This window comes from Paraburkholderia sp. BR10141 (assembly GCF_056155635.1).
Genome location: NZ_JBMIQH010000007.1, coordinates 159,590 through 181,735, shown reverse-complemented (window position 1 = coordinate 181,735; position 22,146 = coordinate 159,590). Strand labels below are relative to the sequence as shown.

Below are 22,146 nucleotides of genomic sequence, written 5' to 3'. Positions count from 1 at the left end.
CCCGGCGAGAGCGGGCGGCTTGCCTTGGTGGCGCGAACAGCCCGTCGGCGTGAGGATCTGGCGGCTATTCTAGCCCACGCCTCGCGCATGCGTGGCGCGCCCTTCACACGAACGCCGGCGCAAGGCAAGCCGCTTGCGCCCCGATGGGTGATCGGTTCCGCTCGTGTCTTATATCTTATATAAGACATAGCAAACCGCTTAACGTAATATGCATTAAGATCTCGGCGCCAGCCCGTCATCTATTCGTCCCCGTCGCCCTGTCATGCGTTTAATCGCCCTCAATAAACCGTTCGGCACCATCTGTCAGTTTTCGCCGCACGAAACACGTCAGTCTCTCGCAGACTGGGTGAAGGTACCGGGCGTCTATCCCGCGGGCCGGCTCGACTCCGATAGCGAAGGTCTCCTGCTGCTCACCGACGACGGCGCCTTGCAAGCGCGCATTGCCGAACCGAAACGCAAGCTCGTGAAGCGCTATTGGGCACAAGTGGAAGGCGAACCCGATGCGGGTGCGCTTGCCGCACTCGAACGCGGCGTCGATCTCGGTGACTTCGTGACACAGCCGTGTCGAACAAGAATCATTGTTGAGCCCGACAATCTCTGGTCGCGTAATCCGCCGATTCGCTATCGCGCGTCGATACCCACCACGTGGGTCGAGATTGCGATCAGCGAAGGCAAGAACCGGCAGGTGCGACGCATGACCGCGGCAGTGGGCTATCCAACGTTGCGGCTAGTACGCGTCGCGATCGGCGCGCTCGATATTTTTTCGCTGGGCCTCGCTCCCGGCGAAAGCATCGACGTGCCTACCAATGCGCCCTGGCAAAACACCCCTGACAAACACAAGTGATTGTTGTGCAAGCACTTTTCGCGTGCTGATCATTTTTTTTCGAATTACGCGGCACGTCCCGCGCCTTTCTGTTGCGTCTCGTTACGAAGCAAATGAAAAGTTTGCGTCAACCGTCTCGCGAGACCATGCGTTATTCGACGCAGATGCCGCCAGAAGCTATCCGGCATTCAGCCTTCAGGGTCCTCGCAGCAATGTGCGGTCCCGACCGCTGGCAGACGCAAAAATCAAATTCACGCGAATTTGTCGAAAGCGACTGTCAACCGAAAGGTGGATGGCACGTTTACCGACCTGACTCCAAAAACCGGGTCACTTGGTTAATTAACTCAAGCTTGAGGATTCACAACATGAACAAACTGATCGCTGCTCTGGTCGCTGGTCTCTTCGCATCGGCTGCATTCGCACAAGCTTCGGCTCCGGAAGCTGCTTCGGCTGCTCCGGCTGCTGCTGCTTCGGCTGCTCACAAGTCGTCGCACAAGAAGGCCCACAAGAAGTCGTCGCACAAGAAGGCAGCGAAGGCTGAAGCCGCTTCGGCAGCTTCGGAGTAAGCTTGTTGTAAGACGCATGAAGAAGCGGCACGCGTTGCCGTTCTTCAGCGCGACGAAAGGCAGAGCGCTGCAAGGCGTTCTGCCTTTTTGTTTGGCTGCCTGTTTTTTTAGCCAGTTTTTCGTCACGCACGCTCGCCGTATCACGTCGATGACGTGAACCGCGCCGCGCATTTTGACCCGCTCTGACCCGGTCGCGTAACATGCGCGGATTAACCTACAGCAAGGAGTCTCTCGTGCGATTTTCCCTGCGCTCGTTCTTCGTGCGCTGCGCGCTTGTCGTCGCATTGCCATTGGCCGCTTTCGCGGCGCTCATGTTCACCGCGACAGCCACGTCGAGCATCGCGCAGGCGCAGCAGATGCCGCCGGGCGCCAGGCAGCCGGGCGAATTTCCGCGCGTGAAGCTCACGGCAGGCATGTTCGTGATCGACGCAGCGGTCGCCGCCAACGACGCGGACCGTGAACAAGGCCTCATGTACCGTTCGCAGCTCGGGCCCAATGAAGGCATGCTGTTCGTGTTCGGCGAAAACGCCGTGCACTGCTTCTGGATGAAGAACACGCTGATCCCGCTGTCGATCGCGTTCATTCGCGCCGACGGTACGATCACCGACATCGACGAGATGCAGGCCGAAACGACCAACAACCACTGCCCGCGCAACAACGGCGTCTTCGCGCTCGAAATGCCGAAGGGCTGGTTCACGGCGAAGGGCATCAAGCCCGGCATGAAGATTCAGGGACTGCCGCCGCTGCAGTAAGCGCGCGTTGTCCCAGCGCGCGCCATTCGCGCGCTGCGCGAAAAGCGCAAGCCGGCCCCGCACGTACGCGGCGCCGGCTTTTTTTGCGCCCGCCTGCCCGCCGGCGCACCGCCTGGCGCCGCTGTACAGCGCTGTCGCCGCTTCCCGCGCCGCGGCATACGCCCTGCAAAACCGGCGCGCAAGCGCTATCCTATAAATCCCCCGCATGACGCGTGCCACCAGGGCGCGCCCATGCGGCGCATCGGGCCGCGCGCTGGCCGCGCCGCGTGCCGCCCGGCAGCTTCCATGGCGCGTCATTCCTAGGAGATCACCGTGCCTCGCAAGACCCCCATCGAGCGCTATCGCAACATCGGGATCAGCGCTCACATCGACGCCGGCAAAACCACGACGACCGAGCGCATCCTTTTCTACACCGGCGTGAATCACAAGCTCGGCGAGGTTCACGACGGCGCGGCGACCATGGACTGGATGGAGCAGGAACAGGAACGCGGCATCACGATCACCTCGGCCGCGACCACTGCGTTCTGGAAGGGCATGGCCGGCAATTACCCCGAACACCGCATCAACATCATCGACACCCCGGGGCACGTGGACTTCACGATCGAGGTCGAGCGCTCCATGCGCGTGCTCGACGGCGCGTGCATGGTGTACGACTCCGTGGGCGGCGTGCAGCCGCAGTCGGAAACCGTGTGGCGTCAGGCGAACAAGTACAAGGTGCCGCGCATCGCGTTCGTCAACAAGATGGACCGCGTGGGCGCGGACTTCTTCCGCGTGCAGCGGCAGATCGGCGAGCGCCTGAAGGGCGTGGCCGTGCCTATCCAGATTCCGGTGGGCGCGGAAGATCACTTCCAGGGCGTGGTCGATCTCGTGAAGATGAAGGCGATCGTCTGGGACGACGAGAGCCAGGGTGTGAAGTTCGAGTACGAGGACATTCCCGCGAATCTCGTCGAGCTCGCGCACGAGTGGCGCGAGAAGATGGTCGAAGCCGCCGCCGAAGCCGACGAAACGCTGCTCGAAAAGTACCTTCACGATCACGAAAGCCTGACCGAAGAGGAAATCAAGGGCGGCCTGCGCAAGCGCACGATCGCCAACGAGATCGTGCCGATGCTCTGTGGCAGCGCGTTCAAGAACAAGGGCGTGCAGGCCATGCTCGACGCCGTGATCGACTACCTGCCCTCGCCGGTGGACGTGCCCGCGATTCTCGGCCACGACCTCCACGACAAGGAGATCGAGCGCCACCCGAGCGATGACGAGCCGTTCTCCGCACTCGCCTTCAAGATCATGACCGACCCGTTCGTCGGCCAGCTGATCTTCTTCCGCGTCTATTCGGGCGTGGTGAATTCGGGCGATACGGTGCTCAACGCGACCAAGGACAAGAAGGAGCGCCTGGGCCGCATCCTGCAGATGCACGCGAACGAACGCAAGGAAATCAAGGAGGTGCGGGCGGGCGATATCGCCGCGGCCGTGGGCCTGAAGGAAGCGACGACGGGCGACACGCTCTGCGATCCGGCGCATGCCATCGTGCTCGAACGGATGATCTTCCCCGAGCCGGTGATCTCGCAGGCCGTCGAGCCGAAGACCAAGGCCGACCAGGAAAAGATGGGCATCGCGCTCAATCGCCTCGCGCAGGAAGACCCGTCGTTCCGCGTGCAGACCGACGAAGAGTCCGGCCAGACCATCATCTCGGGCATGGGCGAGCTGCACCTCGAAATTCTCGTCGACCGCATGAAACGCGAGTTCGGCGTGGAGGCGACCGTCGGCAAGCCGCAGGTCGCGTATCGCGAGACCGTGAAGAACAAGGTCGAAGATGTGGAAGGCAAGTTCGTCAAGCAGTCGGGCGGGCGCGGCCAGTATGGTCACGCTGTCATCACGCTCGAACCGCAGACGCCCGGCAAGGGCTACGAGTTCGTCGACGCGATCAAGGGCGGTGTGATTCCGCGCGAGTTCATCCCGGCGGTCGACAAGGGCATTCAGGAAACGCTCAAGGCAGGCGTGCTCGCGGGCTACCCGGTGGTCGACACGAAGGTCACGCTCACGTTCGGCTCGTACCACGACGTGGACTCGAACGAAAACGCCTTCCGGATGGCCGGTTCGATGGCCTTCAAGGAAGCGATGCGCAAGGCGAAGCCGATCCTGCTCGAACCGATGATGGCCGTGGAAGTGGAGACGCCCGAGGACTTCATGGGCAACGTGATGGGCGACCTGTCGAGCCGTCGCGGCATCGTGCAGGGCATGGAGGACATCGCGGGCGGCGGCGGCAAGATCGTGCGCGCCGAAGTGCCGCTCTCGGAGATGTTCGGCTACTCCACGTCGCTGCGCTCGCTCACGCAAGGCCGCGCCACCTACACGATGGAGTTCAAGCACTACGCAGAAACCCCGCAGAACGTGGCCGAAGCGGTCATCAACGCGAAGAAGACGTAAAGTCGGCGACGTGCAGGCGTTGCTGTGCACACGAAAGCCCGTCCCCTGCGGACGGGCTTTTTTGCTTGCGCGCGGCGCAATTTTGACCATGCCACAATGCGGCGATGACGCTGCGCCGCCACAGTCAAGGAGACACGACGATGAGTCACGAACACGATCATGAGCATCCTCGCGACGACGCACCGATCGACTGGCGCGAAAACGGCGTCAAGGTGATACGCGGCGACCAGCTCGACACGAACACGGCGCAAACGCCCGGCATGAACCGCGCGGCCGCGATCAATGCGGCGCGCGTGGGCGCGCAGAAGATCTGGGCGGGCACGGTGACGATCCATCCGAACGCGAAGACCGGCGCACATCATCACGGCGCGCTGGAAAGCGTGATCTACGTCGTGCGCGGTCACGCACGCATGCGCTGGGGCGAACATCTGGAGTTCACGGCCGAGGCGGGCCCGGGCGACTTCATCTTCGTGCCGCCCTACGTCCCGCACCAGGAGATCAACGCCAGCACCGACGATCCGCTCGAATGCGTGCTCGTGCGCAGCGACAACGAGGCCGTGGTGGTGAACCTGAACATCGACGCCGTCGAAGCGCCGGAAACCGTGTACTGGGTCGATCCCATCCACCGTCATCCGCACGACCATTGAGCGCGCGGCAGCCCGTTCCGCCTACCACGACGCAATGATCCACTGACGATGCCCGCCGCCTCGCTCCGCGCCCGCCTGATTCCGCTCTATGCCGCGCTCATCGCCGCCAACCTCGGCGCGTGGGCGTGGGCGCTGATCGCGTTTCGCCACTATCCGCTGCTGCTCGGCACGGCGCTGCTCGCCTACGGCTTCGGCCTGCGTCACGCGGTGGACGCCGACCACATCGCCGCCATCGACGCCGTCACGCGCAAGCTCATGCAGCAGGGCCAGCGCCCGCTCGGCGTGGGACTCGCGTTCTCGCTCGGCCATTCGACGGTCGTGATCGTCGCCACGCTCGGCATCGCGCTCACGGCGCTCTCGCTGCATGGCCGCTTCGAGCAGTTCCACGAGATCGGCTCGACCATCGGCACGCTCGTTTCGTCGACGTTCCTGCTCGTACTCGCGGGTGTGAACCTCGTGATCCTGCGCGACGTGTGGATGCGTTACCGCCGCGCGCAGCAAGGCGACGACGCAGCGCTCGCCGCCGCCTCGAATACACCCGCGCCCGCCGGCCTCTTCTCGCGCGCGCTCAGGCCGCTCTTTGCGCTCGTCACGAAAAGCTGGCATCTGTACCCCGTGGGCGTGCTGTTCGGCCTCGGCTTCGACACGGCCACCGAAATCGGCCTGCTCGCCATCGCCGCCGCCGAAGCGGGCAAGGGCCTGCCGATGTATTCGATTCTCGTGTTCCCCGCGCTCTTCACGGCGGGCATGACGCTCGTCGATTCCACCGACAACGTGCTGATGGTCCACGCCTACGGCTGGGCGATGGACGATCCCAGGCGCAAGCTCTACTACAACGCCAGCATCACGTTCGTCTCGGCGCTCGTGGCGATCGTGATCGGCGGCGTGGAAGCGCTCGGGCTCATCGCCGACAAGCTCGGCGCGAGCGGCGGCGCGTGGACGCTCATCGCAGGTCTGAACGAGCGCTTCGGCGAACTGGGCTACGGCATCGTTGCGGCATTCATCGCCTGCTGGATCGGCTCGGTGCTGTTCCATCGCTGGCGCCGGCCCGCCGTGGCCCGCTAAAACACTCACGCCCCTCTCTCGACTGCACGGCGCGCCACGCGCGCGCAACCCCGCGAAACCCTACCCTTCGCCTCGTTTGCCGAAAGCGCGTAAACTAGACCCTGCTATTGACGCCGATAGCCCCGTCAATCGTTTCACCTTGCTGCACCCATTCGTCGTCTGCCGTACCGCATGCCGCCGTCGCGCAAGCCCTCGGGCCTCGCGCGTCCCCTGAACGGAAAACGCACGGAAACCCGCACCGATGAAACGACCGCAGTCCCGCCGTCCGCTCCTCCCCAGCCTCGAAGCGCTGCGCCCCCAGGCCGGCGATCACGGCAACCACGCACTCGACGAATTCGCCGCCGGCCGCCTCACGCGCCGCGAGCTGCTGCGCTATGCCAGCGCAGTAGGCCTCACGGCACTACCCGCGTTTGCGGGCTTCGCCGTGCCGCGCAGCTCGCACGCCCAAGGCACGGCGAAGCCCGGCGAGCAGACCATCCGCGTGGCGCACCTGATGCCCGCGGGCGCGGTCGATCCGCTCACCGTGACCGATGCGGGCGCGCTGTGTCTCCTGAACCAGACCGGCGAATTCCTCGCCAACGACGACGCGCAAGGCCATTTGCAACCCGCCCTCGCGCTCTCCTGGCAAGCCAACGCCAAAGCAGACGTCTGGACGTTCAAGCTGCGCCCCAACGTGAAATTCCACGACGGCCAGCCGTTCGGCGCGAAGGACGTGGTGGCGACCTTCGATCGCCTCGCCGACCCCGCAAGCGGCTCGGCGGCGCTCTCGGTGCTCAAGGGCGTGCTCTCGAAAGGCGGCACGAAGGCCGTCGACGATCACACGGTCGAGTTCCACCTCGACGCGCCCAACGGCAACTTCGCCTACTACGTTTCTTCGGACAACTACAACGCCGTGATGCTGCCCGCCAACTATGCGGGCAATTACGAAAAGAGCTTTATCGGCACCGGGCCGTTCAAGCTCGACAAATTCGAAGCGCGGCGCGGCGTGAGCTTCGTGCGCAATCCCGACTATTGGGGCGACAAGGCGCTGCCCGCGCGCGTGGAGTTCGCCTTCTACGCCGACGAGCAGGCGCAGTTGCTCGCGCTGCAAGGCCACCAGGCCGACGTGATGGGCACCTTCACCGTGCAGGGCGGCATCGGCATCCTGAACAATCCCGACTTCAAGGTGATCGGCGTGCGCTCGAGCGCGCATCGCCAGATCCACATGCGCAACGACTCGCCCACGTTCAAGGACAAGCGCGTACGCCAGGCGCTCGCGCTTGCGCTCGATCGCGACGTGCTCGTGCGCGGGCTGTTCAAGGGCCGCGCCGTGGTGGGCAACGACAGCCCGTTCGCGCCCATCTTCCCGTCCACGGCGACCGACGTGCCCCAGCGCAAGATCGACGTCGCGAAGGCACGCCAGTTGCTCGCGCAGGCGGGCGTGCCCAACGGCTTCGACGTGACGCTCACCACCGAGAAGTACATGGAGATATCGGACCTCGCCGTGGTCGTGCAGAACGCGGCGAAGGCGGTCGGCATCCGCATCGCGCTCAAGGTGGAAAGCCAGTCGCAGTACTACGGCGCGGGCACGTTCGGCAAATCGGACTGGGTCGACTCGCCGCTCGGCATTACCGACTATGGGCACCGCGGCGTGCCGAACGTGTTTCTCAACGCGCCACTCACCTCGGGCGGCACGTGGAATGCTGCGCACTTTCGCAATGCGCAGTACGACAAGCTGGTCGCGCAGTTCGCGGCGACGCTCGACGTAGCGGCCCAGAAGCAGGTGGCGAGGCAGATTCAGACGCTGCTGCTCGACGAGACGCCCGTGATCATCCCGTACTTCTACGACCAGTTGATCGCACAGCGCGCCGTGCTTTCGGGTGTGCGCTTCACGGCGCTCGCCCAGCTCTATTTCGACCGCGCGACGCTCGCCGCCTGAACCGGCCCAAGCGCACCCGAAACGGAGGTCCGATGGCTACTCCGCTCCCGCCCATATCGAATCCGGCCCGCACCGCGCGCGCATTCGCCCCACGCGCGGGCGTCGCGCGCTTTCTCGGCCGGCGCGCCGCCTGGGCGATCTTCACGCTCTGGCTGCTCTCGGTACTCGTGTTCGCGGGCGGCCAGCTGCTGCCCGGCGATATCGGCCGCGCGGTGCTGGGCCCGCTCGCCGACGCGCGCGCCGTGGCCGCCCTCAATCACGAACTGGGCGCGGACCGGCCGGTGCTCGACCAGTACGTTTCGTGGATCACGCATGCGCTGCGCGGCGACTTCGGCATGTCGTGGAGCTACAAGCAGCCCGTCGCGCCGTTCGTGGGGGACGCGCTCCTGCAGTCGGCCAGGCTCGGCCTGCTCGCATTCGTCGTGGTGGTGCCGCTCGGCATTGCGGGCGGCGTATGGGCGGCGCTCCACGAAGGCCGCCTGATCGACCGCGCGATCAGCACGGGCGGCCTGTGCGCGAGCGCAGTGCCGGAATTCGTCTCGTCGATCGTGCTGATCCTCATCTTCGGCGTGTGGCTGCGCTGGCTGCCTATCGAGGCCACCGCGCCCAGCGGCGCGGGCGCGCTCGAACAATTGCGGCACCTCGTGCTGCCCGTGCTGCCGCTCGTGCTCGTGTTCTTCGGCTATCTCGCACGCATCGCGCGTGCGGGCACGATCACGGCGCTCGATGCCGACTACACGCGCACCGCGATTCTCAAGGGGCTGCCGAGCCACGTCGTGATCGTGCGGCACGTGCTGCGCAATGCGCTGCTGCCCAGCGTGACGGTGGCGGCCACGCAGCTCGGCTATCTGATTGGCGGGCTCGTTGTGGTCGAATCGCTGTTCCGCTATCCTGGCGTAGGCTCCCTCATCTTCAACGCCGCGAAGGCCAAGGACTTCCCGTTGCTCGAAGCGGGCGTGCTTGCGGTGGGCGCGGTCTATACACTCGCCAATCTCGCCGCCGACGCCCTGCACGCATTGCTCGACCCGCGCCTGCGCGCGCCGGGAGGCACATGAACGATACGGCATCCGAAGCAATTCTCCCGGGCGGCGAACCGGGCGAAGAAGCGCTCGCCGACACGCGTCTGCGCGACACGCTGCATCTGCTGCTGCGCTCGCCCTCGTTCGTCGCGGGTGCGCTGATCCTCTTATGGTGGATCGTCTGCGCACTCGCGGGCCCGTGGTTCGCGCCGCACGACGCCTACGCGTCCGATCCGCTCAGCTCGCTCCTGCCGCCGGACCATACGCACTGGTGCGGCACCGACCAGCTCGGCCGCGAGATCTGCTCGCGCGTGATCGTGGGCGCGCGCGACATCCTAACGATCGCGCCGCTCGCCACGCTCGTCGGCACGCTCGCGGGCGCGGCGCTCGGGCTGATCACGGGCTATTTCGAAGGCGCAGTCGGCACGCTCGTCGCGCGCACGCTCGATGCCGTGCTCGCGCTGCCGCTCGTGATCGTCGCGCTGCTCGTGCTCGCGGCCGTGGGCGCCTCGAATCTCGCCGTGGTGCTCGTGATCGGCATCACGTTTGCGCCGCTCATCGCGCGCACGGTGCGCGCGGCGGTGCTCGCCGAGCGCCATCTCGACTACGTGGCGGCGGCTCGCCTGCGCGGCGCGAGCGCGTTCGCCGTGATGTTCACGGAGATTCTGCCCAACGTCTGGCCGCCCATCGTCGTCGAGGCGACGGTACGCCTCGGCTATGCGATCTTCGCGGTGGCGACGCTCTCGTTCCTCGGCTTCGGCATCCAGCCGCCATCCGCCGACTGGGGGCTCGCGCTCGCCGAGTCGTACACGCTGCTCGCGGGCGGCGCATGGTGGACCGTGGCGTTCGACGCGCTCGCCATCGCCTCGCTCGTGGTGGCCGTGAACCTGATCGCCGACAGCCTGCGCGAGGTGCTCCAATCGTGAACCGCCCCGCTTCTTTACGCCCCGCTCTCGCCACCTTCAGTGCGCCGCGCGACGACGACGCGCTCGCGCTCGTCGGCCTCACCGTCGCTTACCGCGTGCGCGGGCGCGACCGCGACGTGCTCACCGACGTCTCGCTGCGCATCCGGCGCGGCGAAGCGTATGGGCTCGTCGGCGAGTCGGGCTGCGGCAAGTCGACGGTCGCGCTCGCCGCGCTGCGCTATCTCCCGCGCAACGGCCGCGTGAAGGCCGGGCGCATCGCGATCGCGGGCGACGACGTGCTCGCGCTCGACGCCGACGGCCTGCGCGCGCTGCGCGCCAACGCCGTTTCGATGGTCTATCAGGACCCCGCCAGCGCACTCAATCCCACGCTCACGATTGCCCGCCAGCTGAACGAAGCGTTCGAAGCCGCGGGCGCCGACGCGAGCGTGGCCCGCTCGCGCTCGCACGCGATGCTCGAACGTGTGCGCATTGCCGATCCGGGCCGCGTGCTGGCGAGCTATCCGCATCAGCTCTCGGGCGGCATGCAGCAGCGCGTGGTGATCGCGATGGCGCTCGCGTCGAACCCCACGCTCCTGATCCTCGACGAACCGACCACGGGCCTCGACGCCACCGTCGAGGCCGAGGTGCTCGACCTCATCGCGAAGCTGCGTGCGGAACTGGGCATGGCGGTGCTGCTCATCAGCCACGACCTCGCGGTGATCGGGCGCATGTGCGAACGCGTGGGCGTGCTCTACGCGGGGCGGCTCGTCGAGGAAGGCGCCACGCGCGACGTGTTCGAGCGCGCGCGGCATCCGTACACGGTCGGCCTGCTGCGCTGCCTGCCGGCGCAGGGCCGCAACAAGCATGCGGGCGCGCTCGACACGATACCGGGCGAGTTGCCGGCGCCTGGCGTGAGTGCGCCCGGCTGCATCTACGCACCGCGCTGTCGCCTCGCCGACGCGCGTTGCCGCGTGGAAGCGCCGCCGCCGCATCGCATGGCCTCGCCGCACGGCGAGCAGATGTCGCGCTGCCACTATCACGAACGCGCGATCGACTTGCCGTTCGGGAATCTAATCGGAGGCGGCGACGGTTCGCAGACTTCGAGCGGTGGTCCGTCGAATGGCGAAGACGAACCGCGCGTCGTATTGCGCGCGCTCGACGTCTCGCGCACCTTCGGACACGGCGCGCAAGCCGTGCGCGCACTCGACGGCGTATCGATCGAGCTGCATGCGGGCGAGACGCTCGGCGTCGTGGGCGAATCGGGCAGCGGCAAGACGACGCTCGCGCGCATGCTGCTCGGCCTGCATGCGCCCGACGCGGGCGGCGCCGTCGAACTCGACGGCAAGCGCCTGCACGCCCACGTCGCGCGGCGTCGCGCCGACGAGCGCGCGGCGCTGCGCGTCGTGTTCCAGCATCCGGACGCCTCGCTCAATCGCGCGCTGCCCGTGAAACGGCTGATCGAGCGCGCGCTGTCCCGGCCGCGCGACGACACGCCGGCAGTTCACCAGGCCTCAGACGAATCGCGCATCGCGGGACTGCTCGAGGCCGTACGCGTACCGGCACGCTATCTCGTGGCACGCGCGCGGCAACTCTCGGGCGGGCTCAAGCAGCGTGTGGCGATTGCCCAGGCGTTCGCGGGCGAGCCGCGCATCGTGATCTGCGACGAGCCCACCTCGGCGCTCGACGTCTCCGTGCAGGCCGCGATTCTCAACCTGCTCGCACGCCTGCAGCGCGAACGCGGCGTGAGCTACCTGTTCATTTCGCACGACCTGGATGTCGTGCGCTATCTCGCCGATCGCATCGTCGTGCTCTATGCGGGCCGTGTCGTGGAAAGCGGCCCGGCCGGCGCAGTCTTCGACGGCCCGTGGCATCCGTATACAGAAACGCTGCTGGCTGCGCGCGCGCTCGGTGCGGCAACGGCCAACGGCGCGAACGCCGCGGGGCGCGGCTGCATTTTCAGCGCGCACTGCCCGCGCAAGCTCGGCGCCATTTGCGACGAAGCGCCTCCACCGCTCGCCGACGCGGGCGGCGGCCATCGCATTCTCTGCCACATTCCCGTAGACGAATTGCGCGCGCAACAGAGCGCCACCGCGGCCACACAAGCGGCGACCTGACGGCGCGATAGTGCGCATATCGCATCCGGCTTCGTTGCGCTGTCCGCTTTCGCAACGCGATTCGCGCCATTCAGCGCGCGCGTTTCATCGCCGTAACGTTTTCCGCGTTTTTTCTGCCACGCGGGCGACACATCAATTGTCAAGTCCACCCCACACGCCTCTCCCCGGCCGATGGCACAAAACTGGCTATATCGGCACCAGGCATCCGGCCGCTGCAATCCAGTGCAATCCGCCCCGACACGCGCGGGGCGTCGCACCGGGCGGACGGATGACCGGCTACTCGACGCGCTTGTAATCTGCCGTCCCACGCCAATGGGTCCCGACAATCCACAAGCAGTCCTGCGCAAACCGGTCATCCTGCGCACGGCCTGACCGGGTGCCTTTTGTTTGGCGAGTACCGCTCCAGCCGGATCGAACCCAATACGCCGGCGCGAAGCGGGTTGCGAGCCTGACGGAGTCGGCGCACGCGCACGAGGCGTGCGGCCTGCACGGGGGGCTTGGGAGACGACAGCGCATCACGCTGCCGCCTTGCGGGGAGAACAAGATGAAAAAGATCAACATTCATCAGTACTGCGATTGGATAAGCCGGGGAGCTGGCATGTGCGCGGTGGGCGCGGGGGTTTTATTTGCCGTGATCTCTGCGCACGCTGCAGGCGATGCCATCAATCCCGTGATCCTGCTCGCCGATGCACCTTTGCCGGCGAGCGGGGCCGAGGGCTTCGGGGCTTTCGGCGCACCGGTTGCTGCCGATTCGGCTGCTGCCAGCATTTCGTCGAAAACTGATTCGGAGTCCGATTCGGCTGCGCTGGCGAGCGACGTTTCCACGGTATTCGCGCCGAACGATTGCATTAGCCGGACGGGCAGCGCATGTTTCCGGGGCAACGGCGGCGGCCGTGGCGGCCCGGGTTCATCGAGCGGCAGCAACGGCGGCAGCGGCGGCGGTGCGGGCGCCGCGACGGCCAGCACGGGAGGGCTTGGCCGCAGCGGCAGCTCTAGCGTGGGAGGGACGGGACCGAGCGGTTCGGGAGGCGGTTCCAGCAACTCCGGCGGCGGGAAAGGCGGCAGTGGGAAAGGCGGCGGGGGAAGCAACGGCGGTAGCAACAGCGGTAGCAGTAACAGCGGCGGCGGTAATAACGGCGGTGGCAACAACGGTGGCGGAAGCAGCGGCGGTAGCAACAGCAGCGGCAGTTCAGGCGGCTGTGGCTGCGGCAGCCACGGCGGATCGGCTAGCGGCCCAGCAGGCGGATTCGGCGGCGGCTTTGGCGGGGGTTTCGGCGGATTCGGCGGTGGCTTCGGAGGTGGATTCGGCAAAGGTGGACCGTCGGGCGGCCCGGGCGGCGGGTACGGCGGCGGACACGGTGGCGGCCATGGCAGCGGTCATTGAACCTGTACGGCGGTGCAGGCAGACCGCCGCAGCCACTCCGATCTGGCGCGACGGCCAGGCGCGCCAGTCCTGGCGTCGGCGGCGGCGTCCCGGTCCCCCGGCCGGGCACCGCCGCCGTGGGCCGGTAGCCGGATGCGCGATGCGCGTGGCGTTCCCGGGCGGCCACACCGGCTGTCTGCTCGCCATACGCCGATGCCTGGTATGACCGCGCATGCAAACGCCTACCCCACTCGCGCCCTACAGCATCTCGAGCGGACGCTTGCTGCGCGGCGGCTTGAAATACGCGTCGAGCGCCGCGTGCTCTTCGGTACCGAGTACGAGATCGAGCGCCGCGCGGTTGTCGCGCACGTGCTCGACGCGCCCCGCCTTCGGAATCGCACAGACCCCGCTTTGACCCAGCACCCACGCCATCGCCACGCGATAGACCGACACCCCGTGTGCGTGAGCGATATCGTCGAGCGGCGAGCGCCTCGGCAAGCGCGCGTGATCGACGGGGCTATACGCCATCACCGGCATACGATGCGCGGCGCTCCACGGCAGCAGGTCGAATTCCGCGCCGCGCCGCGCGATGTTGTAGAGAATCTGGTTGGTCGCGCACGCGTCGCCGCCGGGTGTGGCGAACAGCTCCTCCATGTCGTCGGTGTCGAAGTTGCTCACGCCCCAGTGACAGATCTTGCCCGCGCGCACGAGCGCTTCGAACCCTTCGACCGTCTCTTCGAGCGGCACCCCGCCGCGCCAGTGCAGCAGATAGAGATCGAGCCGGTCGGTGCCGAGACGTTTCAGGCTCGCCTCGCACGCGCGCGCGACGCCGCTGCGGCTCGCGTTGTGCGGATACACCTTGCTCACGAGAAACACCTCATCGCGCAGGCCCTGCAAAGCCTCGCCGACGAGGCGCTCGGTCGCGCCGTCGCCGTACATCTCGGCGGTGTCGATGAGCGTCATGCCGAGCGCCACGCCTTCGCGCAGCGCGGCGATTTCCGCCGCGCGATGCGCGCTGCGCTCGCCCATTTCCCACGTGCCCTGCCCCAGCTTCGGAATGCGTTCGCCGTCCGGCAATGCGACGCTTGCGATATCGGTCGTCATGATCTCCCTTTGCGCGCTGCAACGGCGCCCACTGGCAAAGAACGGCCAGTGTATCGCCTCGCGCGCAATGCGGTCATACGCACTCTCGCAAGCCGTTCATTTCCGCGATTGCGCATCGATGACATAAAATTGCCGTTCGCCTTTCATGCCTGCCTCCCATGAACGCACCCACGGAAGACCGCTGGCGCGACCTGCGCCCGGACCCGGACAACGACACGCCGCTCTATCTGCAGCTCGCGCGCAAGCTGAGCCTCGCGATCCACGACAATCGCTGGAATGCGGGCGAAGCCCTGCCCTCGGAACGCGTACTCGCGGAGTCGCTCGGCGTTTCGCGCATCACGGCGCGCAAGGCGATCGCGCTGCTCGTCGAGCAGGGCCTGATTCGCCGCACGCAAGGCGCGGGCAGCTTCATCACGCCGCGCATCGAAGACCCGCTCTCGCGCCTCACGAGCTTCAGCGAGATGCTGCGCCAGCGCGGCTTCACGCCGAGCTCGCGCTGGCTCTCGCGCGAAATCCAGCCCGCGAGCCGCGATGAAGTGATCCAGCTCGGGCTCTCGCCGGCGGCGGCCGTCACGCGCCTGAAGCGCCTGCGTCTGGCCGACGGCATCGTCATGGCCGTCGAAAACTCCACCTTTCCCGCCGCGCTGATTCCCGACCCGAACGCGATCGGCGATTCGCTCTATAGCTTTCTCGAACAGCGCGGGCTTTCGATCGTGCGCGCGCTGCAACACTTTCGCGCCGTGAACGCGAGCGACGAAATCGCGCGGCAGATGAGCATCGCGCCCAACGAGGCGCTGCTGCTCATCACGCGCGTGGGCTATACGTCCGATCAGCGCGCCATCGAACTCACCGATACCTACTGCCGCAACGATTATTACGATTTCGTCGCGGAACTGCGCAAGTAGCGCGCGAAAACGCGGTGGCGTCTAGTCGTTCCATGCCGGCGCATCGCTGCCGATCGGCACCGGCGGCCGCGCATGAAACGCAGGTGTAAGTTCAAGCCGCTCGGCGGGCGCCACCGCGCGCACGCGCCCGAACGGCGAGTCCATTTCCTCCAGGCAATCGGCGAGATCGGCGGCGCCCACCTCGGGCGCCTGCTGGCCGTCTTCGAGCGTGCCCATCGTCTGCAGCCAGCGGCCCGTTTGCGCGAGCGAAAGGCGCACGTGCCAGCTGCCGCCTTCGCGCATGCGCCGGGCGAGCGCCACCATCGCGCCGAACGCGGCGAGATAGCCCGTGGCGTGATCGAGCGCCTGGCACGGCAACGGGCGGGCCGCGGTGAACGGCTGCGCGCCGGCTGCGCCGTTGCCGTGTTTTGCCGCGGCGACGCTCTCGGCCCACACGATGCCGCTCGCCGACTGCACGAGGCTGTCGAAGCCGCGCCGCTCGCGCCACGGCCCGCGATGCCCATACGCGCCGATCGACACGCACACGATGCCGGGCCGCACCTGCGCGAGCGCTTCGGGCGCGAAGCCGTGCGCGGCGAGCGCGCCTGGCCGGTACCCTTGCACGAACACATCGGCGTCGCGCGCGAGTGCGCGTAACTGCTCGCACGCGGCTGCGTCACGCAGGTCGAGCGTGGCCGAGCGCTTGCTGCGGCCGTTGTCGATCACGAGCGGCGCGATGTTCGGCAGATGCGGGCCGTTGATGAGCAGCACGTCCGCGCCGTGTTGACCGAGCGTGCGCCCCGCCACCGGCCCCGCGATGATGCGCGTGAGGTCGAGCACGCGTACGCCTTCCAGCGGACGCGCGCCGCCACCCGCTCGCAGCGCCTCGGCGGGCGCGTCGCCGATGCGCTCGATCTCGAAGAGCGGCAGGCTCGCCACCGCCTTCGCCTGCTCGTGCGCGGCCCATTCGCGCGGTGCGCGCACGAGCGCGGCGCACAGGCCCGCTTGCGCGAGCGCTTCGTCGAGCGCCGCGCCTTCCCAGCCAAGAATCGCGCGCGCGACGGCGTCGCGGTCGTCCGCGCATTGGAGCACGCGCAGGATGCCCGCGAGGTGATGCGGGAAGTTCGCGTGCAGCTGAATCCAGCGGCCGTCGCCGGTCGGGAAATGGCCCGTCACCGGATGACGCAGCTCCGTGGGCGGCTTGCCGTCCACACTCAAATAGCGCTCGCTGCGAAACGCGGCGAGCGCGCGGCGCACCTCGATCGCGACGCGCTGCATCCGGCCCGTGCGCAGCGCGTGCAGTTGCGCGGCCGCGAGCCCCGCCGCGCCGATGCTCGCCGCCGCGAGCGTGCCCACGCGAAAAATCGACGGCAAGCCGGGATCGACGCCTTCCATGTCGAGCCAGTCGAGCGCGGACGGGTCGCAGGCTGCCAGCATCCAGAGGTGTTCGAGCGCGTCGCGTGGCGTCATGGCGCCCAGTCCTTTTGCGAGGGAAGCGAGGAGAAAATGAGCCAAAGTGATGTCACGCATCGTCGCGCCGCTCGAATCCCGGATCAATCTTGATTATGATGATCAACATAGATTGATTTCTCCGGTTCCAGGAGGCGAGCCACCATGTCCAGCTATATGACCGCGGAACAAGCCGCCGCCGAACTCGGCATCAGCCGGGCCACGCTCTACGCCTATGTGAGCCGCGGACTCATCGCCTCGGCACCCTCGCCCCATGGCCGCCACAACCGCTACGACGCCGCCGAGGTGCGCCGCCTCGCGCGCCGCAAGGCCGATGGCAAGCGCGCGGGCAAGGTCGCGCAAAAGGTGCTCGACTGGGGCGTGCCCGTGCTCGAATCGTCGATCACGTTGATCGCCGACGGCAAGCTCTTTTATCGCGGCGAGGACGCCATCGCGCTCGCGCGTCAGGCCTCGCTCGAAGAGGTCGCGGCGCTGCTGTGGCAATGCGCGCCGCGCCGCGTGCTGCAGGCGCCCGAGGCGCCCATCGCGGCCGCGCAATGGTCCGCATGGCTGAAGATCTGGAGCGGACACACACCGCTCGAACGCGCGCTCGTGCTGTTGCCCGCCGCCGCCGCGCAGATGCCGCGCATCTGGGCGCAAGGCCGCGACGCGCAAATCGACACCGCTGCGATGCTCATGCGCCTGCTCGCGGCGGCGCTCGTTTCCACCGCGCCGTCGAACGAGCCGCTGCACCGCCAGCTAGGCGAGGCGTGGGGCGTGCGCTCGCGCGCGCAAACCGACCTGCTGCGCGCCGCACTCGTGCTGTGCGCGGACCACGAGCTGAACGCTTCGACTTTCACGGTGCGCTGCATCACCTCCACCGGCACGCATCTGTTCGGCGCGGCAACTGGCGGCCTGGCCGCGCTGGCCGGGCCGCGCCACGGCGGCGAGACCACGCGCGTGGCCGCGCTGTTCGACGAAGCCGCGCGCGCCGACGACCTGCATCGCTATCTTGCCGACCGTCTCGCGCCCGACGAACTCGGCGCAGCCGTGCCGCTGTCCGGCTTCGGCCATCCGCTCTATCCCGATGGCGACCCGCGCGCGCGCCTCCTGCTGGACCTGCTCGCCCAACGCGCGCCGGCGCGCTCGCCGATGGACGAAGTCGACGCGCTCGCCCAGGCCGTGGCCGAGACGAGCGGCGCGCGGCCGACGCTCGACTACGCGCTCGCGGCCATCGAGCGCGTGCTGGGGCTGCCGCGCGGCGCGGCGTTCACGCTGTTCGCCGCGGGCCGCGTGACGGGCTGGATCGCGCATGCGCTCGAACAGACCGCCGACGGCAGGCTGATCCGTCCGCGCGCGCGCTACGTGGGGGAAATGGCAGGCGATACGACGCCTGCCGCCCGGCACATCGCGTAGGACGAGCAACGACGCCAACCCGGCTCAACCCGCCGCCCGGACGCCCCACTGCCCGCGCTGCACCCAGCCGCGCAACGCCTCGCCGATGCGCGCCGCGACACCGCTCGCACCCGCCGCGCGCACGCGTTCCATGTCGACCGGCGCCACCGTCCACGCCGGCGCAGCGGCGCTTGCGCCGCCCAGCGCGAGCACGAAACGCGCCCCTTCGCGGCCCGCGCTCACGTGCACGCGCACGCCCGCGGCCAGTCCGATCGACTCGCCGGCGCGCAGCCAGTAGTCGCCGGCGTCGCCCGCGATCGTGAGCCACAGTTCGCCCTCGCTCACATGCAATTGAATTGCCTCGCCGAGCCGCCAGGTTTCGACGGGCTCGCCATGTTCCAGTTCGAAGATTCGGATTTCGCGCATTGCCGTGCTCCTTGCAGACTGGCCGCCGAGTCACCCTCGGACGGCCGTGGGAAGGCTGGCTGACAAGGACTTGAAGCGCCTCCCCGGTAGGAGCATTATTGCGATCAGCGACGCGCGATCCCATGTACAGTTCCGAACAGTTCATCTGGAACTGTGCAGCCAAAAAACCGAACAGTCACTGCCGTTTCAAACCGCAGCCTCAAGCGGCCTACCCAGCGAGACCCAGATGAAACTCGAACTCGACCGCGCGAGCGATGTGCCGCTCACCGACCAGATCGTCACCGGCGTGCAGACGTGGATCCGCTCGCGCGCGGCGCACCCGGGCTCGCGCCTGCCGTCGATCCGCCAGTTCGCCGCGGATTACGCCATCAGCCGCTTTCCCGTGATCGAGGCCTATGACCGGCTCGTCTCGCTCGGCTATCTCGACTCGCGCCACGGCTCGGGTTTTTACGTGAGCGAGCACGCGCGCTCGGGACTCTCCGGCATGGGCACCTGCGACCTCTCGAACGCCGCCGACGAATCGGGTCACCTGCTCAGCCAGCTCGAACGCGAGGGCGAGCTGCTGCAGCTCGACAGCGGCTCGATCCCGCAGGCGTGGCGCGACATCGACGCGCTCGGCCAGGCGATCCGCCATGTGTCGCGCAGCGACCCCGCGAGCCTCGTCGACTACGGCACGCCAACGGGCGACGCCACGCTGCGCGAGCATCTGCGCAACCGGCTCGCGCCGCTTGGCATCGTCGCCGAGACGCAGCAGATCCTCATTACCGAAGGCGCGAGCGAAGGCCTCGACCTGCTCATGCGCTACATGCTCAAGCCCGGCGACACGGTATTCGTCGAGGACCCAGGCTACTACAACCTGTACGGTCTGCTGAAACTGCACGGGGTGCGCCTCGTGGGCATCCGCCGCACGGCGAGCGGACCCGACCTCGACCATTTGCACGCGATGCTCGCCGAGCACCATCCGCGCGCGTTCTTCGTCAACACGGTGTTCCACAACCCGACCGGCTCGACGATCTCGCCGCCTGTCGCGTTCCGCCTGCTGCAGCTTGCGCGCGAGCACCGCTTCACGATCGTCGAGGACGACATCTACGCCGACTTTCAGGCCGATCCCACCGACCGGCTCGCGGCGCTGGACCAGTTCGAGCACGTCGTGTACGTGGGCGGACTTTCGAAGACGCTCTCCTCGGCGCTGCGCGTGGGCTACGTGGTCGCCAACCCGGCGATCGTGCGCGATCTCGCGGCCATCAAGGCGCTCACCAGCATCAGCGGCTCGCGCTTCTCGCAGGCCGTGGCCGCCACGCTGCTCGAGCGCGGCGCGTATCGCAAATACCTCGAACGACTGCGCCGGCGCATCGCCGAGGCGCAAGGATCGGCCACGCGCACGCTCGAAGCGCATGGGTGGGAGCTGTTCGGCAGCGCGGCGGCGTCGGCCGCCGCGGCGAGCGTGGCGCGCGGCTATGCGCAAACGGGCGGCAAGTTCGTCTGGGCGCGCGTGCCGCACGTGGAGGATTCCACCCGCCTCGCTGCCTGCGGGGAGCCGCTCGGCGTGGCGGTCTCGCCGGGCAGCCACTTCCGCCCGCAAGGCGAGGCGAGCCCGTGGATTCGCATCAACGTGGCGCTCACGCTCGACCCGCGCGCCCAGGCTTTCTTCGCGGCGGCGGCGCGCCTCGACGCATAAACGCGCGAGGCGCCGCACGCCCCGGCGCCTCGGCCGCTTACGCCACATTTGCGGCAGCCGGCCCGGCCGTCTGCGTGCGCGCGCCGTTTTCCCTACAATGGCGCTTGCCTGCGCGCCCCTCTCCTCGCCCATGTCCGAATCCACCGCTGCGTCCAGCACCACTGCGTCGCCCCGCTCGCTGTCCGTGATGCTGTGGCTCGTCGCCACCGGCTTCTTCATGCAGACCCTCGATTCGACCATCGTCAACACGGCGTTGCCGGCGATGGCGAGGAGCCTCGGCGAACTACCGTTGCGCATGCAATCAGTGGTGATCGCGTATTCGCTCACGATGGCGGTGATGATTCCCGTATCGGGCTGGCTCGCGGACAAGCTCGGCACGCGGCGCGTGTTCCTCGGCGCGATCTTCGTGTTCACGGTCGGCTCGCTCCTGTGCGCGAGCGCCCATACACTGAACCAGCTCGTGGCCTCGCGCGTCGCGCAAGGTGTGGGCGGCGCCATGCTGCTGCCGGTCGGCCGTCTTGCCGTGCTGCGCACGTTTCCCGCGGAACGCTATCTGCCCGCACTCTCGTTCGTGGCGATTCCGGGGCTGATCGGCCCGCTCATCGGCCCGACGCTCGGCGGCTGGCTCGTGCAGATCGCCTCGTGGCACTGGATCTTCCTCATCAACGTGCCGGTGGGCGTGGTGGGCTGCATCGCCACCTTCATCTTCATGCCCGACAGCCGCAACCCCGACACGCCGCGCTTCGACCTGCCGGGCTACCTGCTGCTCGTGATCGGCATGCTCGCGATTTCGTTCGCGCTCGACGGGCGCAGCGAATTCGGCATCCAGCACGCCACCGTGCTCGTGCTCTTCATCCTTTCGCTCGCCGCGTTCGTGGCCTACGGTCTGCACGCGGTGCGCACGCCACAGCCGATCTTTTCGCTCGACCTTTTCAAGATCCACACCTTCAGCGTGGGGCTGCTCGGCAACCTGTTCGCGCGCATCGGCAGCGGCGCGATGCCGTATCTGATTCCGCTGCTGCTTCAGGTGGCGCTCGGCTACACGGCGTTCGAGGCCGGCCTCATGATGCTGCCCACGGCCGCCGCGGGCATGTTCTCCAAGCGCCTCGTGACGTATCTCATCATGCGCTACGGCTACCGCAGCGTGCTGGTCTCGAACACGGTGCTCGTGGGGCTCATGATGGCGAGCTTCGCGCTTTCCACGCCCCACGAGCCGCTGTGGATGCGCATCGCGCAACTGGCGATCTTCGGCGCCGTGAACTCGATGCAGTTCACGGCGATGAACACGCTCACGCTCAAGGACCTCGGCACGGGCGGCGCGAGCAGCGGCAACAGCCTTTTCTCGCTCGTGCAAATGCTCTCGATGAGCCTCGGCGTGACCGTCGCGGGCGCGCTGCTCACCACCTTCACGGGCATCATGGGCCACAAGACGGGCGAGAACGTGATTCCGGCGTTCCACGCCACCTTCATTTGCGTGGGCATCATTACGGCGGGCTCGTCGTGGATCTTCGCGCAGCTCTCGTCGGACCTGCGCCGCACCGCGAAGAAGACCGATCCGTCCGAGCGGACCTGACAGCGCGCCTGACAAGCCGGGCCCGGGGTCGTTGCGGTCGCATC

The 22,146-nt window shown here is 67.6% G+C and carries 18 protein-coding genes; 15 read left to right on the top strand and 3 right to left on the bottom strand.

The genetic code is table 11. The annotated features are described in order from the left end of the window. Positions 1-262 precede the first annotated feature (262 nt). The 11 genes from ACOJB8_RS12655 (at position 263) to ACOJB8_RS12605 (ending at position 13,614) form a co-directional block, all read left to right on the top strand. Entirely contained in the window at positions 263-844 is a 582-nt protein-coding gene (locus ACOJB8_RS12655; RefSeq protein ID WP_368615952.1) for a pseudouridine synthase, read from the top strand. Positions 845-1,188: 344 nt separating this feature from the next. After that, a complete protein-coding gene (locus ACOJB8_RS12650) occupies positions 1,189-1,389 on the top strand; it encodes a hypothetical protein (protein WP_028213393.1) in 201 nt (66 codons plus the stop codon). Between the two features lie 233 nt (positions 1,390-1,622). Continuing rightward, the gene (locus tag ACOJB8_RS12645) at positions 1,623-2,141 is read left to right on the top strand and encodes a DUF192 domain-containing protein (RefSeq protein WP_368604047.1); all 519 of its coding nucleotides are present in this window, start codon (positions 1,623-1,625) and stop codon (positions 2,139-2,141) included. A gap of 312 nt (positions 2,142-2,453) precedes the next feature. Continuing rightward, entirely contained in the window at positions 2,454-4,562 is a 2,109-nt protein-coding gene (gene fusA / locus ACOJB8_RS12640) for an elongation factor G (protein WP_342948498.1), read from the top strand. 140 nt (positions 4,563-4,702) lie between these two features. After that, entirely contained in the window at positions 4,703-5,209 is a 507-nt protein-coding gene (locus tag ACOJB8_RS12635; protein WP_069262769.1) for a cupin domain-containing protein, read from the top strand. 48 nt (positions 5,210-5,257) lie between these two features. Then, positions 5,258-6,274, top strand: a complete 1,017-nt coding sequence (locus ACOJB8_RS12630) for a HoxN/HupN/NixA family nickel/cobalt transporter (RefSeq protein WP_475012768.1) — start codon at positions 5,258-5,260, stop codon at positions 6,272-6,274. 241 nt (positions 6,275-6,515) lie between these two features. Then, positions 6,516-8,192: an ABC transporter substrate-binding protein gene (locus ACOJB8_RS12625; protein ID WP_475012766.1), complete on the top strand. Its 1,677-nt coding sequence runs from the start codon at positions 6,516-6,518 to the stop codon at positions 8,190-8,192. Positions 8,193-8,224: 32 nt separating this feature from the next. Next, positions 8,225-9,247: an ABC transporter permease gene (locus ACOJB8_RS12620; RefSeq protein WP_475012764.1), complete on the top strand. Its 1,023-nt coding sequence runs from the start codon at positions 8,225-8,227 to the stop codon at positions 9,245-9,247. Then, a complete protein-coding gene (locus ACOJB8_RS12615; RefSeq protein WP_069262773.1) occupies positions 9,244-10,137 on the top strand; it encodes an ABC transporter permease in 894 nt (297 codons plus the stop codon). Before ACOJB8_RS12620 ends, ACOJB8_RS12615 begins: the two co-directional genes overlap by 4 nt. Then, positions 10,134-12,230: a dipeptide ABC transporter ATP-binding protein gene (locus ACOJB8_RS12610; RefSeq protein ID WP_475012762.1), complete on the top strand. Its 2,097-nt coding sequence runs from the start codon at positions 10,134-10,136 to the stop codon at positions 12,228-12,230. Before ACOJB8_RS12615 ends, ACOJB8_RS12610 begins: the two co-directional genes overlap by 4 nt. A 544-nt stretch (positions 12,231-12,774) precedes the next feature. Beyond that, a complete protein-coding gene (locus tag ACOJB8_RS12605) occupies positions 12,775-13,614 on the top strand; it encodes a hypothetical protein (RefSeq protein WP_475012760.1) in 840 nt (279 codons plus the stop codon). Between the two features lie 237 nt (positions 13,615-13,851). Here ACOJB8_RS12605 and ACOJB8_RS12600 read toward each other — a convergent pair whose 3' ends face one another. Further along, positions 13,852-14,697: an aldo/keto reductase gene (locus ACOJB8_RS12600; RefSeq protein WP_342948491.1), complete on the bottom strand. Its 846-nt coding sequence runs from the start codon at positions 14,695-14,697 to the stop codon at positions 13,852-13,854. Positions 14,698-14,855: 158 nt separating this feature from the next. On the opposite strand from ACOJB8_RS12600, the gene ACOJB8_RS12595 reads away from it, so the two are divergent. Continuing rightward, positions 14,856-15,602 (top strand): GntR family transcriptional regulator, encoded by a 747-nt coding sequence (locus tag ACOJB8_RS12595; RefSeq protein ID WP_342948490.1) that lies wholly within the window; start codon positions 14,856-14,858, stop codon positions 15,600-15,602. Between the two features lie 21 nt (positions 15,603-15,623). Here the strand turns inward: ACOJB8_RS12595 and ACOJB8_RS12590 are convergent, their stop codons facing one another. Next, positions 15,624-17,051 (bottom strand): CoA transferase, encoded by a 1,428-nt coding sequence (locus ACOJB8_RS12590; protein WP_475012758.1) that lies wholly within the window; start codon positions 17,049-17,051, stop codon positions 15,624-15,626. Positions 17,052-17,195: 144 nt separating this feature from the next. On the opposite strand from ACOJB8_RS12590, the gene ACOJB8_RS12585 reads away from it, so the two are divergent. Further along, a complete protein-coding gene (locus tag ACOJB8_RS12585) occupies positions 17,196-18,446 on the top strand; it encodes a citrate synthase family protein (protein WP_475012756.1) in 1,251 nt (416 codons plus the stop codon). A gap of 24 nt (positions 18,447-18,470) precedes the next feature. Here ACOJB8_RS12585 and ACOJB8_RS12580 read toward each other — a convergent pair whose 3' ends face one another. Next, on the bottom strand, positions 18,471-18,851 hold the full coding sequence (locus tag ACOJB8_RS12580; protein WP_342948487.1) for a DUF2917 domain-containing protein: 381 nt from the start codon (positions 18,849-18,851) through the stop codon (positions 18,471-18,473). Between the two features lie 226 nt (positions 18,852-19,077). On the opposite strand from ACOJB8_RS12580, the gene ACOJB8_RS12575 reads away from it, so the two are divergent. Together ACOJB8_RS12575 and mdtD are read left to right on the top strand one after the other, a co-directional pair. After that, complete coding sequence (locus ACOJB8_RS12575) at positions 19,078-20,529, top strand: aminotransferase-like domain-containing protein (protein WP_475012754.1); 1,452 nt, start codon at positions 19,078-19,080, stop codon at positions 20,527-20,529. A gap of 130 nt (positions 20,530-20,659) precedes the next feature. After that, positions 20,660-22,102 carry a multidrug transporter subunit MdtD gene (gene mdtD / locus ACOJB8_RS12570; RefSeq protein ID WP_069262782.1) on the top strand — a complete coding sequence of 481 codons (1,443 nt, stop codon included), beginning with the start codon at positions 20,660-20,662 and terminating at the stop codon, positions 22,100-22,102. Positions 22,103-22,146 lie beyond the last annotated feature (44 nt).